The organism is Pontibacter sp. GD7 (assembly GCF_058216375.1).
Genome location: NZ_JBYZMP010000013.1, coordinates 1 through 19,646 on the forward strand (window position 1 = coordinate 1; position 19,646 = coordinate 19,646).

14 protein-coding genes are annotated in these 19,646 nt (G+C 46.4%); 3 read left to right on the top strand and 11 right to left on the bottom strand.

The features are described from left to right. Positions 1-121 precede the first annotated feature (121 nt). From AC4BAP_RS16850 to AC4BAP_RS16860, 3 genes are all read right to left on the bottom strand, one after another. Positions 122-1,879, bottom strand: coding sequence for a M14 family metallopeptidase (locus AC4BAP_RS16850; protein WP_490583842.1), 1,758 nt, complete (start codon positions 1,877-1,879; stop codon positions 122-124). Between the two features lie 931 nt (positions 1,880-2,810). Next, the gene (locus AC4BAP_RS16855; RefSeq protein WP_490583843.1) at positions 2,811-3,254 is read right to left on the bottom strand and encodes a DoxX family protein; all 444 of its coding nucleotides are present in this window, start codon (positions 3,252-3,254) and stop codon (positions 2,811-2,813) included. 40 nt (positions 3,255-3,294) lie between these two features. Beyond that, complete coding sequence (locus AC4BAP_RS16860; RefSeq protein WP_490583844.1) at positions 3,295-3,909, bottom strand: mechanosensitive ion channel protein MscS; 615 nt, start codon at positions 3,907-3,909, stop codon at positions 3,295-3,297. 111 nt (positions 3,910-4,020) lie between these two features. Here AC4BAP_RS16860 and surE point away from each other — a divergent pair, with 111 nt between their 5' ends. The 3 genes from surE to AC4BAP_RS16875 all read left to right on the top strand — a co-directional run bounded on the left by surE (position 4,021) and on the right by AC4BAP_RS16875 (position 9,549). Continuing rightward, positions 4,021-4,797: a 5'/3'-nucleotidase SurE gene (gene surE / locus AC4BAP_RS16865; RefSeq protein ID WP_490583845.1), complete on the top strand. Its 777-nt coding sequence runs from the start codon at positions 4,021-4,023 to the stop codon at positions 4,795-4,797. A 339-nt stretch (positions 4,798-5,136) separates the two neighbouring features. Next, complete coding sequence (locus AC4BAP_RS16870) at positions 5,137-8,088, top strand: SusC/RagA family TonB-linked outer membrane protein (protein WP_490583846.1); 2,952 nt, start codon at positions 5,137-5,139, stop codon at positions 8,086-8,088. A gap of 18 nt (positions 8,089-8,106) precedes the next feature. Further along, on the top strand, positions 8,107-9,549 hold the full coding sequence (locus tag AC4BAP_RS16875; protein ID WP_490583847.1) for a RagB/SusD family nutrient uptake outer membrane protein: 1,443 nt from the start codon (positions 8,107-8,109) through the stop codon (positions 9,547-9,549). A gap of 62 nt (positions 9,550-9,611) precedes the next feature. Here AC4BAP_RS16875 and AC4BAP_RS16880 read toward each other — a convergent pair whose 3' ends face one another. From AC4BAP_RS16880 to AC4BAP_RS16915, 8 genes are all read right to left on the bottom strand, one after another. Next, positions 9,612-10,109: a hypothetical protein gene (locus AC4BAP_RS16880; RefSeq protein ID WP_490583848.1), complete on the bottom strand. Its 498-nt coding sequence runs from the start codon at positions 10,107-10,109 to the stop codon at positions 9,612-9,614. A gap of 21 nt (positions 10,110-10,130) precedes the next feature. Further along, entirely contained in the window at positions 10,131-11,399 is a 1,269-nt protein-coding gene (locus AC4BAP_RS16885) for a TonB family protein (protein WP_490583849.1), read from the bottom strand. A gap of 93 nt (positions 11,400-11,492) precedes the next feature. After that, positions 11,493-12,953 carry a TonB family protein gene (locus AC4BAP_RS16890; RefSeq protein WP_490583850.1) on the bottom strand — a complete coding sequence of 487 codons (1,461 nt, stop codon included), beginning with the start codon at positions 12,951-12,953 and terminating at the stop codon, positions 11,493-11,495. Beyond that, the gene (locus AC4BAP_RS16895; protein WP_490583851.1) at positions 12,937-13,335 is read right to left on the bottom strand and encodes a BlaI/MecI/CopY family transcriptional regulator; all 399 of its coding nucleotides are present in this window, start codon (positions 13,333-13,335) and stop codon (positions 12,937-12,939) included. The genes AC4BAP_RS16890 and AC4BAP_RS16895 overlap by 17 nt, the downstream gene beginning before the upstream one ends. Positions 13,336-13,485: 150 nt before the next feature. Continuing rightward, positions 13,486-14,844: a RagB/SusD family nutrient uptake outer membrane protein gene (locus AC4BAP_RS16900; protein WP_490583852.1), complete on the bottom strand. Its 1,359-nt coding sequence runs from the start codon at positions 14,842-14,844 to the stop codon at positions 13,486-13,488. Positions 14,845-14,864: 20 nt separating this feature from the next. Beyond that, a complete protein-coding gene (locus AC4BAP_RS16905; protein ID WP_490583853.1) occupies positions 14,865-17,933 on the bottom strand; it encodes a SusC/RagA family TonB-linked outer membrane protein in 3,069 nt (1,022 codons plus the stop codon). A gap of 314 nt (positions 17,934-18,247) precedes the next feature. Further along, on the bottom strand, positions 18,248-18,838 hold the full coding sequence (locus tag AC4BAP_RS16910; protein ID WP_490583854.1) for a histidine phosphatase family protein: 591 nt from the start codon (positions 18,836-18,838) through the stop codon (positions 18,248-18,250). Positions 18,839-18,911: 73 nt separating this feature from the next. Beyond that, positions 18,912-19,499 carry a GNAT family N-acetyltransferase gene (locus AC4BAP_RS16915; protein WP_490583855.1) on the bottom strand — a complete coding sequence of 196 codons (588 nt, stop codon included), beginning with the start codon at positions 19,497-19,499 and terminating at the stop codon, positions 18,912-18,914. Positions 19,500-19,646 lie beyond the last annotated feature (147 nt).

A 19,646-nucleotide genomic window follows, 5' to 3' on the forward strand; every position in this document is an offset into this window, starting at 1 on the left:
GTTTTTAGAAGCAGAACACATAGAAGCCTCCTGTCTTTAGGTGATACATATAGCTATATCCCTAAAACAGGAGGCTTCCCTTTTTCATCCCATTACAAAGTTCGGGATGACTCATGTTTTTCTAAAGTGGCAGCTTTATGTCTTGCAGCAGCCTGGCTACGGGATACATGTTGTGCGTGAACTCATAGTGAGGTGTATTTCTGTACACAAAATCCAGTTGGGCACGGGCATTCTTTGCAAAGTCAGGGTCTTGCTTTTTACGCTCTTCCAGGCGTTTTCTCAGGTCCGGGTCTTTTTTCAGGTATTCCGCTGCCAGGTCCTCAAAAACATAACTGGAAAAATACTCTTTCTGCATCAGTATGGAGTCGAAGAAATTCCAGGCAAAGTATGAGTCTACTGCCTGCGGCTCCAGGGTCTCGACCAGGAAACGGTTAGCCGGCTGATTCAAGTATACCACATAGTCCCCTTTCAGAAACTGGCGTGGCATGGTGCGTTTCTCCACTTTTACATCAGTGTGCAGATAATGCCCTTCGTAAGCACGCGGACTGTTTTTATAGTCTGTTATGTAATAAGTTTCTACCTGTAGGGTTGTGTCGCGCTTCAGTTGCTTCATCTCCACCTTGTCCGTTTTCAGGCGCTCTATTACCTCACGCCAGGCAAAAGGTATAATGTAGGCTACTGGCTTTTGAACGGTTGTGCCGGGTTTAAATTCATTGTAATAGTTCAGCTTGGTAGTATAAGGCGCTGAACGGTCATAGTATAAACGTTCAAGGCCGCTTACCTCGCTAGGTTTATACTTTGCGGCATAGCCCATAAAAGGGATCTTGTCTACTTTGGTGGTGTCCAGCTTCCAGTTCAGTGCAAAGTCTCGTTGCGAAAGCGTTTCCTGCTTTGCCTTTGCCCTGAGCCTGCCGATTTCATCGGCATCGCGGTGCACTGTCTCTATCATGTTCTCCATCAGCTTATAGGTAGCCTGCACGCGCTGGTTAAATGGCTTTAGCATGTGTGTTTCTGGCACAAAACCAATGGTGTTGTATAGGGCGGTGTAGCCAGTGGCGTAGCGAGGAGACTCCATAAAGCCTTCAATCCCTTTCTCCGGAGTTTCACTTCTGGTGTTCATGTAAGGCACCATCGGGAACTTGTCTTTTTTCATGCCATCATAAAGGGCAGGCAGCATTTTCTGGTTCAGATAGCCGGCCAGCGTGGGGTTCAGTTTGTTGTGTTGCGTGGCGATAAGCGTCATTACATGCTGATAGTCGGCCCCATTGGAAGTATGGTTGTCCATGAAAACATCAGGGTCCCAGTCGCGGAAGATGAGGTGGAAAAGCTCGGCGTTGCGCGAGTCCGTTTTAATGTAATCACGGTTAAGGTCCAAGTTGCGGGCATTGCCCCGGAAGCCGTACTCCTCTGGCCCGTTCTGATTGGTGCGGGTGTGGCTGTTGCGGTTAAGGGCACCGCCAATATTGTAAACCGGTATTATGGCCAGCACCACATTGTCCAGTTGCTTGCGTTTGTTTTTATCCTGCAGGTAATCGCGTACCAGCATCATAGTGGCATCAATACCTTCCGGCTCGCCAGGGTGGATCCCATTCTGGATAAGCAGCACGCGCTTGTTTTTCTGTTTGACAGATGCCGGGTCAAAGTCTTTACCGGTAGAGACAAGGACAAGGTGCAGTAGCCTGCCGGAGTCGGTGTAGCCGTAAGGCACCATCTTTACCTCATCGTAGGCTTTGTCTAAAGCACGGTACCATTCTATGGCTTCTTCGTAAGTGGCGGTTTGGTTGCCATTTCCTTTTTCGTAGGGTGTTTTAAGGTCGGGGTTGCCTTGTACAGGGTTGCCTGTGCTTAGCAAGGCCGCGAGTAATAGGGTGGTTAACATGTTTGCGTAGCGTGTTTGGTAATCTGAATGTAATGTTAGTTATTTCTGGGTAGAAATGGTAGTGGTAGATTGGTGACAATAGCTTTTTGTTACAGCTGCATCTTTAGTTTTGGTGACTATGCTTTCTAGCATCCTTTAATCCTCAGCTTTATTAACCTGTAGTTTTATAGTTCGCTTTGGTGACCTCAAGGCCCCCGAAATGCTTCGGGGTAAACTCAAGGCCTCGTCCTTGGCCATCGCGCGGCTGGGGGTAGGGGCCCTCTTCGCTTACTTTGCTCCTGACGTCGCAATGCCTCGCTTGCGCTCGTCACCGGAACCTCTCAAGGCGCTCAACCCAAGGACTGGGATGGATACTTCTTCGTAAGCGGCTGTCGCAATTGGAGATGAAGTATAAAATACGTTTTGTAGGGACAGGTCGTGACCTGTCCGAGGAATAGCCGAAGCTATGAATTTTATACTTTGGCTGAAGTAATGGCAGAAACTCCCCTCCTTGGACAAGGAGGGGATAAAGGGGTGGTTTGACCCGGCAGTGTGAAAATTCCCCCATCAGGGCTAAGGCTACAATTCCGTACTTATTTCGGGAGGAGGGCAGGGCCGTTTCATTTTATCTTTTTTGTCATCCTGAAAGGATCTTGGTGGCTGGGAGGATAAGCTTAACCTCCCTTCTCACAAGTTTCTTTACAGAATGACAGTAGTTTTAGTTACTTTTTTAGTAGAATACAACGGCCCTGGGGTACGGAGCGGTCCGATTTAATAGGACTTACCACAGTAAATTCACTCATTCACCAATTCAGCATTAAAGACGCTCATGGGACCTTCGCACGCCGCGAGGTCGAGGTCTGTAAATAAAAACGCAAAGTATAACTGCAGTTAAAACAAAAAAAGCCCCGACTATTGCCAGGGCTCCTCTTTATAAAACAAAGTATAACTCTTAACTATAGATCCTGCGGTTCTTTTTGTCGGGGAAAATGGCTTTGTCCAGGCTATACTTGCCAGGGCCGATGAAGTATAACGAGAAGAAAAGTATGGCTGCCTCCAGGGCATGAGAGTAGCCTCCAAAACCATCGCCGGCTGTTATGTGCTTTGTGGTGGCAACCAGCATGGTAATAAATAAAAGTATACTGACAGGCCTGAAGAAAAGACCGAGCATCAACAGCAAACCTCCAATAGTTTCGGCAAAGGCTGCCATAAAGCCCCAGAACGCAGGTAAAAAGTCAATACCGAACATCTCCATACTTTTGCCGATCATCTCCCAACGTTCGGGGCCGCCCTGCATTTTAGGCCAGCCATGAAGTATAAACATGATGCCGATACCAACTCGTAGTAGCAGCAGTCCGAGGTTTCTGTAGTTATAGCGCGATCGTAGGAATGACATGAGAGCAATAATACAAATTCATGACATATATCGCAAACACCTAATATATTAATATGCCTTTTATTATGGTATTGGCCGGTACGGTTTGGGGTGTGAGGCTGGCAACTTCGCTTTTGGGTATCTGAGAGGTGTCCAGGACGAATGTCATGCCTCCCTGCTCCGATAGCGCCACCAGTCCGCCATCTGCCAGTTCTATGGCGCTGATGGGGTAATAGCGCTGCACTTCGCTATACTTGGACCCGACCCCAATGCCTTTGGGCGTCTTAAAGTCCGGGTGCTGCACGTTTATGCGCCATACCCTGCAGGAAGGGTTGCAAAGTTGCTCTATTATCAAGCCTTTGTTATGGTTGTTTGGCTTTAGCAGGTAAGCTGCTGCCTGTGTGCCTTCCAGCAAGAGAACAGTATCGGTCAGGGTATAGCCGGCAGGCACCTGGTTGCGTACGCTATCTATAAGGGCTCCTATTTCCATGTCGCCGACCTCGCCTTTCTGAATTACAAAAGAAGCAGGATCGGGTTTTCTTTCAATGTCACTAAGTTCTGCTTCGGCAGTTGTGGCCGGCCGTTCGGCTTCAATTTCAGCCTCGTCGTCGCGTTGCGACAAACAGGCGGCCATCCCAATACCCAACAGTATCGCGTAAATTATACTTCTTACCATTCCTCACTCGTTTTATTTCTATTTAACCTTGAAGTACAGCGGCAGGTTGTCGTATATTAGCACGAAATAGATGTTTGTTTATTTTATCATACATTAACTTTAAAAAATAGCATGGCCAAACCCTTAATTCTTGTTTCGAACGATGATGGCATTACCGCTCCGGGTATAAGAACGCTGGTAGAGGTGGCAAGGTCCATTGGTGAGGTAGTGGTAGTAGCGCCGGATGGGCCGCAGTCGGGTATGGGCCACGCCATTACAATTGGTAACACACTGCGCCTCGACAAGTCTATTGCCTTTGAAGACATTGGTATTGAAGCCTACGAATGCTCCGGCACCCCTGCCGACTGCGTTAAGCTGGCCAAACACCATGTACTGAAAGACCGCAAACCTGACCTGGTGGTGAGTGGCATTAACCACGGCTCCAACTCAAGTATAAGCGTATTGTATTCCGGTACCATGTCGGCTGCCATAGAGGCGGCTATTGAGGGGTTGCCTTCTATCGGTTTCTCGCTGTGCGACTATAGCCATGAGGCGGATTTTTCGCATACCAAGCCCTTTATCAAGCAGATAATTGAGCAGGCTCTGGAGCACCGGATACCGGAGAACACTGCATTAAACGTTAACTTCCCGAAGAAAAGCAAGGAAGAGATAAAGGGAATTAAAGTATGCCGCCAGGCGCATGCCAAATGGCAGGAGGAATTTGACGAAAGACTGGACCCGCGCAACCGAAAATACTACTGGATGACGGGTAGCTTCGTGAATTTTGACAAAGGGGAAGACACTGATGAGTGGGCTCTTATCAATAACTACGTTTCTGTGGTGCCATGCCAGTTTGATATGACGGCACACCATGCCATTGCCATACTTAACGAAGGCTGGCAGTTTTAGCAATTGCTGTTTTTGCTGCAGAATCATACTTAGCGGAATTATTTAGCTTGAAATAAGCTGCAAAGGCCAGGGTAACATTGGGTTGCCCTGGCCTTTCGTGTTTTAGTATATATGTAAGAGTGGTTTGTATTTGTGTGATAATGAGGTGTTTGTTTTGGAGTTATAGAGCGGCTTAAAAACCCTTCAAAAAATCGGCATTATAACATCAGATATAGTATGCAGACATAACATTTTTTTACTATGTTTGCCGGCCGATTTTTTTGACAGCATTAAAAAGGTCATTTAAATCTGCGATTACTATCTTAAATGTTTATAAACCATTTAGTTATCACTATCTACATGAAAAAACTATTACTAGTAGTTATGGTGCTTGGTTTGGTTGCGATGCAGCATGTTTATGCGCAGAGCAGAACCATTACGGGTACTGTAACTGAAAAGGCGTCCGGAATGGGCTTGCCAGGTGTTTCGGTTTTAGTGAAAGGCACTACAACCGGAGCCAGCACCGATGTAAACGGAGCGTACTCTGTTACGGTTCCGGAAAACATCAACCTTAGCACTGCTACTTTGGTCTTCAGGTTCATTGGCATGAACGTGCAGGAAGAAGTTGTAGGCAACAGAAAATCGATCAGTGTGGCGTTAACTCCTGATACGAAACAGCTTTCTGAAGTTGTTATCACAGGTTATACTACACAGACACAGCGTGAAACTGTAGGTTCCGTGTCAACTGTGAAGTCTCAGGAGATCAGACAGGTACCTGTTGGTTCTTTTGACCAGGCGTTACAGGGTAGAGCAACAGGTATCCTGGTGCAGGCTAACTCAGGCCAGCCAGGTGCGGCGGCTAACGTAGTTATCCGTGGTAAAGGCTCTATCTTAGGTAGCAACGAACCATTGTATGTAATGGACGGTGTGCAGATCTCTGCAAACGACTTTGCAACGCTTAACCCTGCCGACTTTGAAAGCCTGACGATTCTGAAGGATGCTTCTGCAACTTCTATCTACGGTTCAAGAGGTGCCAACGGTGTTGTGGTAATCACTACAAGAAAAGGTCTTGCCGGTAAAACCCGCATCAGCTACGATGGCCAGTATGGTTTCTCAAGAGCTCCTGAGAACAAACTGCAGGTAATGAACACGGCTCAGAAACTGGAGTATGAGCTGGCAAACGGTAACCCATTCGGTTGGGATGCTGCTGATCTGGAGCGTCTGAGAAAAGTTGACACCAACTGGGAAGATGTATTCTTCAAAACTGGCCACACTCGTAACCATACATTAAGCGCAGCTGGCGGTAGCGACAAAACTACTTACTTCCTTTCTGGCTCTATGTTCGACCAGACAGGTACTGTACCAAACACTGGCCTGGAGCGCTATACAGGTAGAGCTAACGTAGAATCAAGAGCAGGTGAGTTTACATTTGGTTTGAACTCTACTTTCGGTGTATCTGATTTTACAAACACAAGCGAGGCGAACACAGGTATTGCAACGCCGCTTAACGCGATCCGTTGGAGTAACCCTTACGAAACTCCTTATGATGCAGAAGGAAACTATACTCAGTTAACTTCTGGCCAGCCAAACGCTTTACAGGAACTATTGGAGAACACCAACCTGCGTAAGCAGTTGAAGGGTGTTGGTAACTTCTATGTTGCCTATGAGGCTCCATTCATTAATGGTCTTACGCTAAGAACTAACTGGGGTGCTGACTTTACTTCAAATGAACTTGCTATCTATGTTAACCCTACTACATACTCAGGTTCATTCTCAACAGGCGGTTCAGGTAGCTATGGCCGTGGTTACAACAGAAACTTCCGTTATACTGGTACATCATCAGCAACTTATAACACAAAGTTTGGTGAAGAGCATACACTTACTGTAGGCCTTTTCAACGAGATCGTTAACCAGAAGTATAAAACCTTCAGCTTCACGGGATATGGTTTAGGTGGTGCTTTCCAGAACGAGGCTGGCATTACACCAGGTAACGCTACAAACGGTTTCATTCCGGCTGTAGGTGGTTTCGGCACTGAGAACGCATTGTTGTCATACTTTACCAACATCAACTACGGTTTCAGAGACAAATACTTCCTGACTATAGGTGCACGTCGTGACGGTTCTTCCCGTTTCGGTGCCGACAGAAAGTATGCGAACTTCGGTTCAGTTGGATTTAGCTGGATCGTGATCGATGAGCCGTTCATGGAAGGCCTGACAGATATCTTCAGCGATATGAAGTTTAAAGTTAGCTACGGTTCGGCTGGTAACCAGGCGCTTACTGAGGACTTCAGATCAAGAGAGCTTTTCAGCAGATCAGTTTACAACGGTATCAGCGGTTTGGCTCAAACACAGCTTTCTAATCCAGAACTGCAGTGGGAGAGAAAAACCACTTTCAACACTGGCCTTGAGTTTACGGCATTTAGCGGTCGCTTAAGATCTACTGTAGAATTCTATAACTCTATTACAAATGACCTGTTCCTGAACAGACAGCTTTCAAGAACTACTGGTTATGAGTCTTTATTATCTAACGTAGGTGAGCTTCAGAACAGAGGTGTGGAATTGTCACTTGACGGTGATATCATCCAGGCTGGTGGTTTTACATGGAGTGCCAACGTAAGTGTTACACGCAACCAGAACAAGGTATTGTCACTTGTAGGTGACCAGCAGGAGATCGTGAACGGCATCTACATCAACCGTGTAGGTGAGCCGATGAACTCGCTTTACCTTGTTCGTTACGCTGGCGTTAACCCAGACAATGGTAATGCACAGTACCTGAACAAGGATGGCGAGATCACAGAAGTATACAACCCTAACGATCGTGTGATTGTTGGTACTGCTGAAACGCCATGGTTCGGTGGTTTTGGAACTACTCTAAAGTATAAAGGCTTTGAGGTTAACTCTTTCTTCAGCTTTGTAACCGGTAATAAGTTGTACAACAACGACCGCGTTAACATAGAGAACCCGCTTTACTTGTGGGATAACCTTTCTACAGACCTGCTTAACGAGTGGAGAACGCCAGGCCAGATCACAAGCATCCCAAGCCCGAACAACCCATTCAGATCAGGTACTACACGTTTCGTAGAGGATGGCGACTTCCTGCGTCTGCGTAACATTACGGTATCTTACTCGCTGCCTAAGCAGTGGTTTGGTGTAACAGGCCTGAACAATGTGCGTGTGTTTGCCCAAGGACAGAACCTGCTAACCTGGACTGACTTCCGTGGTTTTGACCCGGAAATCTCAACTGGTTCACTTGTAGGTGCTCAGTACCCTGCGCTACGTACTGTTACGTTTGGCTTAAACCTAGGCTTATAATTTTATAGTTGATCAGAAATGAAATTAAGACATATAGTTTTCGGAATCGGATTGAGCCTTACCTTAGGCCTCTCGTCTTGCGAGAAGGTAATTGAGGTAGAGCCTGAATACAACAAAGACGGCTCTCAGATCTTCAAAAGCCTTGATGATTATGAGTTCGTACTTACAGGAGCATACTCTCAGTTCCGCGCAGTAGGTTACTACGGAAGTGGTGCGCAAACTACCAGCACCTGGGCCATGTTGCCAGACTTAATGGGCAATGACTTTGCTCAGACTGCTGAAGACCTTGGTAACTGGCAGAACCAGACCAACTGGAACTACACCAGCGACGAGGCTGACATTGCACAGGCTTGGGTGGCGGCTTACAATGTAATCACACAGGCAAACCTTGTGCTGCGTAACATTGAGCAGTTCTCAACAGCTAACCCTACGCGCGTTAACCGTATCAAAGGTCAGGCGTTGGCGATCAGAGGTATGGTGCATTTCGACCTGCTGCGTTTCTGGGGCGAGAGCTACGACAGAAACTCTACGAAGCTGGGCGTACCTTACAAACTAACCGTTAACAAGGACGACATGCCATCCAGGCTATCAGTTAAGGAGACTTATGACAAGATCTTTGCTGACCTGAAAGAGGCTGAAACACTGTTGGGTAATGTTGACAGAGCGATCAACACGTCTTCTTCAAAAGCGATGATCGACAGACTGGCGACTCGTGCCCTGCTAGCGCGCTTAAACCTGTACGCGAAGGATTTTGCTGAAGCTGAGCGTTATGCAACACTGGTTATCAGCGAAAGACCGCTTGCTTCTAAAGCTAACTTCCCGAACATCTGGAAAGACGCTTCTGTTGATGAGGTTATCTGGTCGGTTACATTCAGTGCCGGTGAGGGTTCTCCTTCAAGCGGTACTTACAACGGTCCGTCAAACCGTAACCGTTTCAGACCTACTAACCCGATCATGGAGTCATTTGACCAAGTGAACGATATTCGTTTCCCGGCTTACTTCAGCACGCGTGTTAGAAGTGGTGTTACCCGTCCTATTATTAACAAGTTTCTGGGTCGTGGTACTGCCGTGGATAACCTTGTAAACTGGAAAGTGTTGAGAACTGGTGAGATGTACCTGATCCGTGCTGAAGCAAGAGCTTTACAGGGCAAGACAGTTGAAGCTTTAGATGATCTGAACGCATTAAGAGCTGCACGTATCAATGGCTATTTACCAGTTGTTTTAGCCGGCCAGCCATTATTAGACGCCATCTACCTGGAAAGACGCAAAGAGCTTTTCGGAGAAGGCCACAGATGGTTTGATGCGAGAAGAACTACCAGCACCATTACAAGAACAGATTGCGGTACGATTGCAAGAGATTGCAGCATTGTGCCAGCTGATCGTGAGTGGGTATGGCCAATTCCTCAGGCAGAAATTGACGCTAACTCTAATATTAAGAACCAGCAGTCTGCAGGTTACTAATAATAAGTTGATTCTAACAAAAAAGGGTACCCGCACCGGGTACCCTTTTTTTGTCTAAAGGCTTAATGATCTGTATATTTTACAGGACTGCATTGTGCAAAGGGTTCCGCTGCTGTAAGTGGCAATATATAATCTTTCACAAACTGTTCTAAAAGGCTGGCAAACTGCTGTTCCTTCTCAAGGCTTATCTGCCCCTCCGGGAAATTGTAAATAAAATAGTCCACCTTACCATTAGGGCTAAAGTATATTCTGTTAAAGCACCTCACTTCGCTACCCCAGGTAAAATTGTTCTCCTTGAGGAAACTACCCAAGTCAGTAAGAAGCACGGCATAGGCTTTTTGTAGACGCTGTTGTTCCGCTGGCTTCTTGAATACCGCCAGTTCAGGGTTGCTGTGCACTGCGCTTTTGTATACTTCGTCCAGTTGATGGAATGGTGTTCCTTGTTCCTCTGCTTCTTCAAATGTCATGGCTTTATCCTGAGAAAAAGCCATACTTGTCGTGGTCAGGATAAACATTAACAGCGTGTAAAGTTTAAGTTGCATGAGTCTGGTTTCGTTCATGAGTTTATACTTGCCAATTCTTTACTTGTATCTCGTAACGACTACATCCGGCTTAACATCAGAGGCTACAGAATGCTTTTTACTTCCATCGTCTGTTACAAACCTGATGACTAAGTTATAGGTAACCGGTACGGCCTGGCCATCCACCTTTCCGGGGCTCCACTTGCCGTCCATCAGTTTAATTACCTTTCTTAACTCTTCATGTAAAAGTTGGGCATCTTCTTTACTGAGCGCTTTATTCGCGTACATGTATGGCCCAACCACTGAGCCGTCTGGCTTCACAACGAAGCCGGTCTTATAATCGCCTTCAAAAGTGAGGTCTTTAGGGTAACGCAGGTTCTTAGCCAGGAACTTATTGAGTGGTCCATCCTGCAAGGTTGGCTTTACATCTGCTTCATCATAGCTGTAAGATGATTTTGTATACTTTGACATGGATGGGGCCGGCAGGTTTTCTTCAGTTTTCTTATCTGCTGTACCTAAAAACTGAACAGGCAATACCACTTCGGAAGCTGCAGGTTGTCCGCTTTTTAAAGCAGGCTCCCAGTTGCCGGAGGTGGCTTTTACAGCAGCCACAGCTGCCTCGGAAAGTTTTGCCAACAGGGTCTTGTTCTGTAACCCAAAAGTCGAGGCATCCATGTAATCAAGGTCAGAACCAGGGCCAACCGTTTTCTTGAACTTAGTACTCTCTAACCTGATGTTGGATACGTCACCTGCTTTGTCAACATAAAATTTCACAACAACACGTGCATTCAGGTTCTCGTGTTTTGCTTCATCCGGCAGTTTAAGGTAGTTGCTCATAGCCTTCAGCATGGCCTCCTGTCCGCCTTTGTACTGCGGCATTTTGTTGGCAACGGCATTCGTTTCAGCCCTGTCAGATTCGTTTAGCGCAAAGCGTATGGGCATGGTATAGCGTACACTTACTGCTTTGCCGTTTTGTTTCCCGGCTGTCCATTGCCCGTTCATAAGTTTGATCACGCGCATCGCTTCTTCGTCTGTGCCATGGCCGAGCTTTTTAACTGGTTGTACATTGGTAATAGTACCGTCAGTGTCTACCACAAACTGAAGCACAACCAGGCCTTCCACGCCTTTGCTTTTAGCCTCGGCGGGGTATTTTATGTTGCTTGCCAAAAACTTCAGCATTTCGGTTTCGCCGCCTCTAAACTGCGGCATTTGTTCTACATAAGTATAAGGCTGCTCCTTTGATTGGGCATTTGCAGCGTTTGCTGCCAGTAAAGAGCAACCCAGCAATACAGCTGCGGCCATTTTGGGTATTCTGTTTTTCTGTTTCATGGTTGTTTGTTTATAGTTTGGAAAAGGCAATACAAATCTGGTTCGGCTGTTTAATGGCCGAAAAAAGTATTAAGATTAAGAAAATAAGTATGCTTATTTAAGGGTAAAGCGCACCGGTAAAGTATAGCGTACTTGTACAGGTACTCCGTTCTGTTTGCCAGGGTACCAATTGCCGTTCATGCTCTTTACCACACGCAAGGCCTCTGCATCTGTAGCCTCATCAAGCGATTTTAAAACCTCGAAATCCGACAAAGAACCGTCCCGGCTCACAACGAAGCTTATCACCACCAGTCCTTGATTCCCTGTTTCCTGAGACTCTTTAGGATAGCGTATGTTTTTTGCCAGGTATTTCAGCATTTCTGTCTCTCCACCCTTAAAGCCAGGCATCTGCTCTACATAAACGAAGGGTTTTTCTGCATCCGGGTTGGCAGATGTTGTGCCTGCTTTCTCTTCTTTGGGTGGGAGTGGGGCTGCTTTCGTCTCAGTCGGTTTCTCTTTTACAGGCTCAATAGCTTCTGCTTCAGTTGGCGCTTTATCTGGTTCAGTCTTTTCAGCAGTAGTTATACTTTGAGCGTTTGGAAGATCATCCTGGGTAGCAAGCTCTTTGTTTCCAACCACTGCGTTAACTTCCTGTGTAAGCTCCTGTAGTATGCCGGTTTGCGCATCTACCTGCTGCACAGAAAAAACAATTACCAACCCCGCTACAAAAGGCACTGCTAACACCTGTCTTGTCCAGCCAGGTTTGTTGTCCTTTAACTGGAGCATCTTCAAACGCTTTAGCACCTGCGGTTTCTGAAAATAACTGCCAACTGGCAGCCCCATGTTCAGGAGGGCTTCTTTGGAAAGGAGAGAGCTGTATGCCTGAGCCTGGAACGATGCCGCAACGCTGGCATCTGCCTGGTATTCGTGCACGTCGCGGAGCTCCTGCTTTAAAAGCCACACAACCGGGTGTACCCAAAGTATAGCCGACAGGATTTCATAGTATAGCACATCCCAGGTATGGCGAAGCTTTACGTGGGCCAATTCGTGCGCCAGCACCTGGTCCTGATCTGCTTTGCTAAGGTGTTCGCTCTTGCTTAAGAAGATTTTGTTGCCAAAAGCGAAAGTAGCCAGGTTTCCGGGCAACTGGTATACTTGAGCTTCAGCTGGTTGCATGGCTGCAGGGGTGGCGGTTGCTTTAATAGTATAAAGTTGCCAGAGCTGCTTTGCCAGCTTAAACAGCACCAGGGTAACACCGCAAATGTATACTAATGTTGCTAACAGCGATATAGAAAATACGCCAGTTTCTGAGATAGGCTTATTAGTCGGGCCGTAACCTGTCACTGTAATTTCGCTAAGTTGGATTGCCTGCAGCGCTTCGCCTACGGCTGTTTCCGGGGCAAGGGCAACAGGCCACTTCAGCAGCGGAACCACCAGCGCTAACACAGGTGCCAGAAGCAAGTATAGCCTGTTAAAGGTAAAGCTGTTCTGGTTACGCAGCAGGCCATAGTAAAACAGGTACAGCGCCAGCAATACTATTACCGACTTAAGGATGTAACTAATTGTTAGTTCCATTTTTTTCCTCCTTTTCTTCAGAGCTTATGTCTTTGCGTACGTGCTGCATCAGTTGGTCAAGTTCCTGCATATTCAGGTTGTTGTCTTTGGCAAAAAAGGAAACAAGCTTTTCGAAAGAGCCGCCAAAGTATCCTGTCATAAAGCTCTTCAGAAAGTCACTTTTATACTTATCCTTTGGCACAAGCGGAAAGTATTGATGCGATTTGCCAAATGCCTCGTGGCCTACAAAGCCTTTGGTCTCCAGGATGCGCACAATCGTTGACACCGTGTTGTAGGCAGGTTTTGGTTCCGGTAGCTTATCCAGTATGTCACGCACAAATGCACGCTCCAACTGCCAGAGTACCTGCATTATCTCTTCTTCGGCTCTTGTTAGTTCTTTCATCTATACTTATTTGGAGTTCTTTATACTAAGATATAACTAAATACTTAGTAAGCAAACTAAATGTTTAGTTAAAAGAAGAAATAAAATAAAAAGTGGCCCTGAAATACTCCAGAGCCACTTTTTATTTTTAATTAATAACTCAAGTTGCGATTAATACCCAGGGTTTTGCGTAAGGCTTGAGTTAACCTCGATCTGCTGTAACGGAATTGGCCACAGATTACGGAAGGTTTCGTTTGTTGCCGCACAGAAACCAAGTCTTTCGCAGGTCAGGTTATAGCGCTTTAAGTCTATAAAGCGAAGGCCTTCACCAATAAACTCAAGTCTGCGTTGTTCCAGAATCTCGGTAAGTGCCTGCGCATTTGTTAGCACAAGTACAGGCGGCAGGCCGGCCCTGGTTCTGATCTGGTTAATATCAGCGATAACCTGCGGGCTTGCCGGAGCAGAAGCTATCCCTTGTCTGGCACGTGCCTCCGCACGGATGAGGTACATTTCCGCAAGGCGTATTACCGGTACGTTATCTGCGTTATTTACCACATCCTCATACTTGATGAGTCTTCTTCGGCTGCTTTGAATTGTTGTAGTGGCTGCAAAGCGTTTATCGCCATTTTGCGCAGATGTCTGCAGTGCATTATAGGCACCCTCTCTTAAGTAGAATTTCTGTCCTGGCGTTGCAGGGTTCGATGCAGATCCAAGCCCGTTCTGGTCATTCAGCGTAAAGTCAACCTCAAAAATAATTTCAGAGCCACCTTCTGTTGCGAAGATGTTTCTAAAATCCTGCTCCAGGGCAAATCTGTTGCTGGTGATAACCTGGTTGGCTTTTGCCTCTGCCAGCGCGTTGTTGCCCCGCTGCAGGTGCACACGGGCAAGCAAAGCGGTTGCAGCAGAACTGGTGGCGCGAGTTTTAGGGCTGTTAATACCTTGCAGCAACGTCTCAGCCTGGTTCAGGTCATTAATAATGAGGTCATACACCTGGCTTTCTGTAGACCTTGGCAGGCTTTGGATTTCACTTATCTCTGTTGTTGGGGTAAGCGGAGTAGGCACCCCTCCAAAAACCTTAACGAGGTCGAAGTATGCCAGTCCGCGTAAGAAGAGCATTTCGCCTTTAATTCTGTTACGCTGCGCATCAGTTAAATTAGTAAGCTGGTCTGCGGAGCGTAAAACTAAATTAGCCCGGTTTATCACAGTATAAATAGTTGCCCAGGTATTGGCAATCTGTAAGTTTGAGGCATTTATGTTTCGTGCAGTTACCTCACGGTCAGTCGTAAATGTGCCTCTGTGCTCCAGGTTGTCGGCATACACGCCTTGGTATAAAAGGTAGCGCAAGCCATAGTAGTTTGTAGACTGCATGGCACTGTATGCTCCAAGCGCGGCTCTTTGCAGTGTAGTGAAATCTGAGATGGCCCCTTCAGCTTCTATGGCCGTTGTAGGCTCTACGTCCAGTACGTCGTCGCAGCCTGAAAAGGTAGCAAGCCCGAGCGCGGTTAGTAGTATAATCGAATATCTTTTCATGGTCTTTTTCCTTTAGCTAATTAAAATCCAACATTTACACCAAACGTAATGGTACGCGCCTGCGGGAAAGTATAGAAGTCAACACCCAGAGTTGTGTTTGATGTACCCGCGAAGTTTACTTCAGGGTCAAATCCTGGATAATCAGTAAATGTGATCAGGTTTTGGGCCTGCAGGTATACACGCAGGTTGCGCATTTTCAGGCGTTCTGTTACACTGCTTGGCAGGTTGTAACCAAGTATAACATTCTTAAAGCGCAGGTAAGAGCCATCGTAAATGAACCTGGATGAGTTGCTGCGGTTATTGTTGTTCGGGTCAAGCGCTGTTGCTCTTGGTGTGTCTGTTACATCTCCAGGGTTTCTCCAGCGGTTAAGTACATCTGTTAACATGTTGTCATCCAAAAAGTCGTTGCCCAGGTGCTTCTGATACTGATGGCTTGGCGCAGCAATGTCGTTGCCGTAAGAGAACTGCAGGAAAATGTTCAGATCAAAGCCTTTATAACGGAAATCGTTAGTGAAACCGCCTACAGCTTTAGGCTGTGCATTACCGATAATGGTCAGGTCATCATCTGTCAATACGCCATCGTTGTTAACATCCCGGAAGTTTACGTCACCAGGTTGGGCGCCCTGCGCCCGGCGGGAAGCCGGAATCTCTTCCAGGGTGCTATAAACACCGTCTGCAATAAAGCCATAGAAAGTACCGATAGGCTCACCTACACGTAGTACTAGCGAGTTGCCACCGAAGCCATAAAAAATGTCTTGCCCTTGATAAAGGGCTGTTACCTCGTTTCTGTTAAAAGCCAGATTCAGGTCAGAGGTCCATCTCAAACCATCTCCGGTAGGGTCCAGGTTGATTGTTCTAAGGGCTACTTCAAATCCTTTATTCTCAGTGGAGCCTACGTTTGCTTGGAAGCTGCCAAAACCGTTTTGAGTAGGTACAGGGCGTGAGAAAAGCAGGTCATCCGTTTTCTTGATATAGTAATCCAGGGCAAGGTTCACTCTGTTGTTCCATAATCCAATATCAGCGCCGATGTTAAGTTGCTTTGTCTCTTCCCATCTTAAATCTGGGTTCGGCAACTGTGTTAAGGCGATACCTGGCTGATCTAAATAATTAGCTCCAGTAATTAATGCAAAATATCCAAAGTTTCCGATTTCTTGATTACCTGTAGCACCATATGAGGCACGTAGTTTTAACTCGCTCAAGCTTTCTATTCCAGACATAAAGTCTTCACCAATAATTCTCCATCCAGCCGAGATAGATGGGAAGTAACCATAGCGGTTATTTTCACCAAATCGAGAAGAGCCGTCAGCTCGGAAGTTTACACCTACTAAGTATTTGTCGCTGTAGTTATAGTTCAACCTGCCGAAGTATGACAATATACTAGACTCCGATTCTGCGTTGGAACCTGCATTTACGATGGCTGCACTGGCTACATAACGGAAACGCTCGCCAGGGAATCCCTCACCAGTCACAAATGATTGATTGAAAACATTCTTCTCGGTACTGGTGCCAATAACGGCTGAGATATTATGCACATCGCTGAAAACCTTGTTATAAGAGGTAGTGGCTTCTAAAAGACGTTTAGTTATTGTTGAAGTAGCATTGGTAGCAGAGCCACCAACTGCAGTTGATGATGAGCCAGGGTAATTAGTAGGAGTATAACGTCGCTCGTTAATATTCAGTGCGTCATAACCTGCTCTCAGTTGAAAGTCAAGGCCTGGTATAATAGTATACTTGCCAAATATGTTACCTATGCCACGCAAGTTAATTGTTTCGTCATCGTTCTCGGTGCCTTCGGCAACAGGGTTGGTGTAAAAGAAGTTTGGTCGTGTATAGGTGCCGTCATCAAAAAATACCGGCCATACAGGCGATGCTGCAAGTGCGTTGGCAAACGGGCCATTCAGGGTGTTGTCACTGACAATACGATTATTCTCGGAACGACCCAGTTGAATACTCGTGCCAACAGTCATCCTATCAGAAACCTGGTAATCGAGATTAAGGCGTGTAGTATACCTCTGGTACTGGCTGCCTATTACAATACCTTCCTGATCAAAATAAGAACCTGATAAATAGTACCGTGCTTTAGCGTCGCCACCATTCATTGTTAATTCGTAATTTTGGATAGATGCGCTTCTTGTTACTTCATCAATCCAATCTGTTTCAGTGGCTTCAAAGCCAAGACCACCATAGTATAAGTCAGCAAAATCTTCAAATGTTGCTCCAGGAGCGAGGAAGCCATCATTGATGTAAGCTTCCGTCATGATCTCCTTATACTGATCTGCGTTCAGGAAATTTGGCTCTTTCCATAGGTTTTGCACCCCGGCATAAGCATTGAAATTAACTTGCGTTTTTTGGGCTGCACCTCGCTTGGTAGTGATGATAACCACACCATTTGCCGCTCTTGAACCATAAATGGCCGCAGCAGAGGCATCTTTTAAGATGTCAATAGACTCGATGTCATTGGGGTTAAGGTCTGATACAGCGTTCACGTTCTGGCCACCAAAGCCGATCTGTGAGAAGTCGCCGGTTGTAAGCGGTACACCGTCAACTACATAAAGTGGCTGGTTGCTTGCCGAGATGGATGTGGCACCACGCACACGTACGCTTATACCGCCACCAGGCGTTCCAGAGTTTTGCGATATCTGCACACCTGCGGCACGTCCCTGCAGGGCCTGGTCAACGCCAACAACAGGTATGTTCTTTAATTCTTCAGATGTTACCTTGGCAGTGGCACCGGTTACCTCACGGCGTTCCTGCGTACCGTAACCCACCACCACAACTTCTTTCAATAGTTCCTGGTCGGCAACTAAAGCTACATTGATGGTTGAGCGTCCACTCACCGGAACTTCCTGTGTGGTCATGCCAATGAACCGGAACACCAGTGTAGCGTTGGGCCTTACGTTTAACAAGAATTCCCCTTTAGCTCCGGTAGAAACACCGTTTGTGGTGCCTTTTTCCAGAACAGTTACACCAGGCAAGGGTTGCCCGCTCTCTGCCGACGTTACCACGCCTGAAACAGTTTGAGTTTGTGCCCATGCATTGCTAATAACAGCAAATATGAGCAGGAAACTCAGTAGTAAACCTCTCTTCATAATCTTATATTTAATTAAGGTGAAAAACGAAAAACTTTAAAATTAACCACCAAGTAGCAAAAAAGTTATATTCAGGATTGTGTACATTTATTTCGGCTTACTTGTTATGCTATCTGCTATATATCGTTTTGGAAATTTGTCCTGGGTATGCTAAAGGCCTATCCGGTGCAATTGGGTATACCTTTAAAAACAGTTTTGCCTTTGACAGTAGCTTATACTAATTATGTTAGCTAGTGTTACGTTTGGGGAGTTAAAGTTTAGGCTTTAGCGTGCTTATAACTAACTTTAATTAAAAATTCGGCCAAATTTATGAGCTAGGACTGAAGCACCGTTACAGACAAAAAACCATGCCCCTGGTCAAGTGTTTTCTTCCAGCCCATTTTCTGCAACTCCCTCATGATAAAGTTGTTCAGAAGGCCATGTGCCACAAGTACTGTTGTTTTGTGTTCAGCAGCATCGGAAGCCAGGGTTTGAGCACAGCGGCGGGCACGTTTTTTAGCCTCCTTAAATGTTTCGATGTCGCGGTTGTTGAAGCCAAGGAACCAAAGTATGCGTGCACTTACAAGCCATAGTTTTATGGGCAGACGCACAAGCGGCAACGTATAAACCCGGCGCTCAAACTCCCTGAAAACCTGGTCTATCCTGAGCTGTATGTCGGATCCGAAAATGGCTTTGGCGGTGAGCTGGGAGCGGGCCAGGGTGCTGCAGTATACTTTGTCTATCTCGTCGAAGGGGATAACTTCATGCTCCAGCACAAAATGCTCGATGGCCGCGGCATCGTAATCATTAATGTACTTGCAGGCATCCTCGTAGCTAAATAGCCCTTTCTTAGACACAGCAGGTCTGGCATGCCGGATAAGGAAGATACGCTTAGGCAATAAGGCGCTGTTTTCAGGAGCATCCACGGTAAGTTAGGGTTGGTTCCGTGTTTTATACGGCCACAGTTACTATGTAAGTTAAAATAGGGTAGTACCGGAATTACATAGCCATATCGCCGAAGACAGTTTGTTTGATCTGTTCCCACTCCGGCTTAAGTATGCTGTAGTAAATAGTGTCGCGGCGGCGGCCGTCATGCATCAGGGTATGGCTGCGTAAAACGCCTTCTTCCGTAGCCCCAATTTTCTGCATAGCCCTCCTGGATCGCAAGTTCAGTACATCGGTTTTAAGCTCCACCCTTTCATACTTCAGTACCTCAAAAGCATACTGCAGCAGTAAAAATTTGCAGTGTTTGTTCAGGCCGGTTCCCCGGTAATTCCTGCTCAGCCAGGTCCAGCCAATTTCCAGTCTCCTGTCTGTGCCCGAAATGTTGCCATAGCTCGTACTGCCTGCAACTTTGCCTGTGGCTTTGTCAATGATCATAAAAGTATAGCGGGTGCCGCTTTTGTAGCCATGTTCCACAGTTTGTATCCAGGTGTCTAGCTCCTCAGGGGTGCTAACTTTGGTAGGCATCAGCCGCCAGATGTCTTCATCATACACGATATCTTCTAACTGAATTTTATCCGTGGTATGGTATCTGCGCAAAAGCACGCACTCGTCTTCAAGTATGATATCGGTATCAAAAATCATGGCGATTAGCTGTTATAGTATGGCAAATATAGTAAAAGCCCTTTGTTGGTAACGTGGAACAGGGTGTGTTGCACAAGTATAACCAGTAGGCCAGAGTGGGAGTGGTGGTTGGATGTTGTTAAGGTAGTGTAGTAAAATAGAACCTGT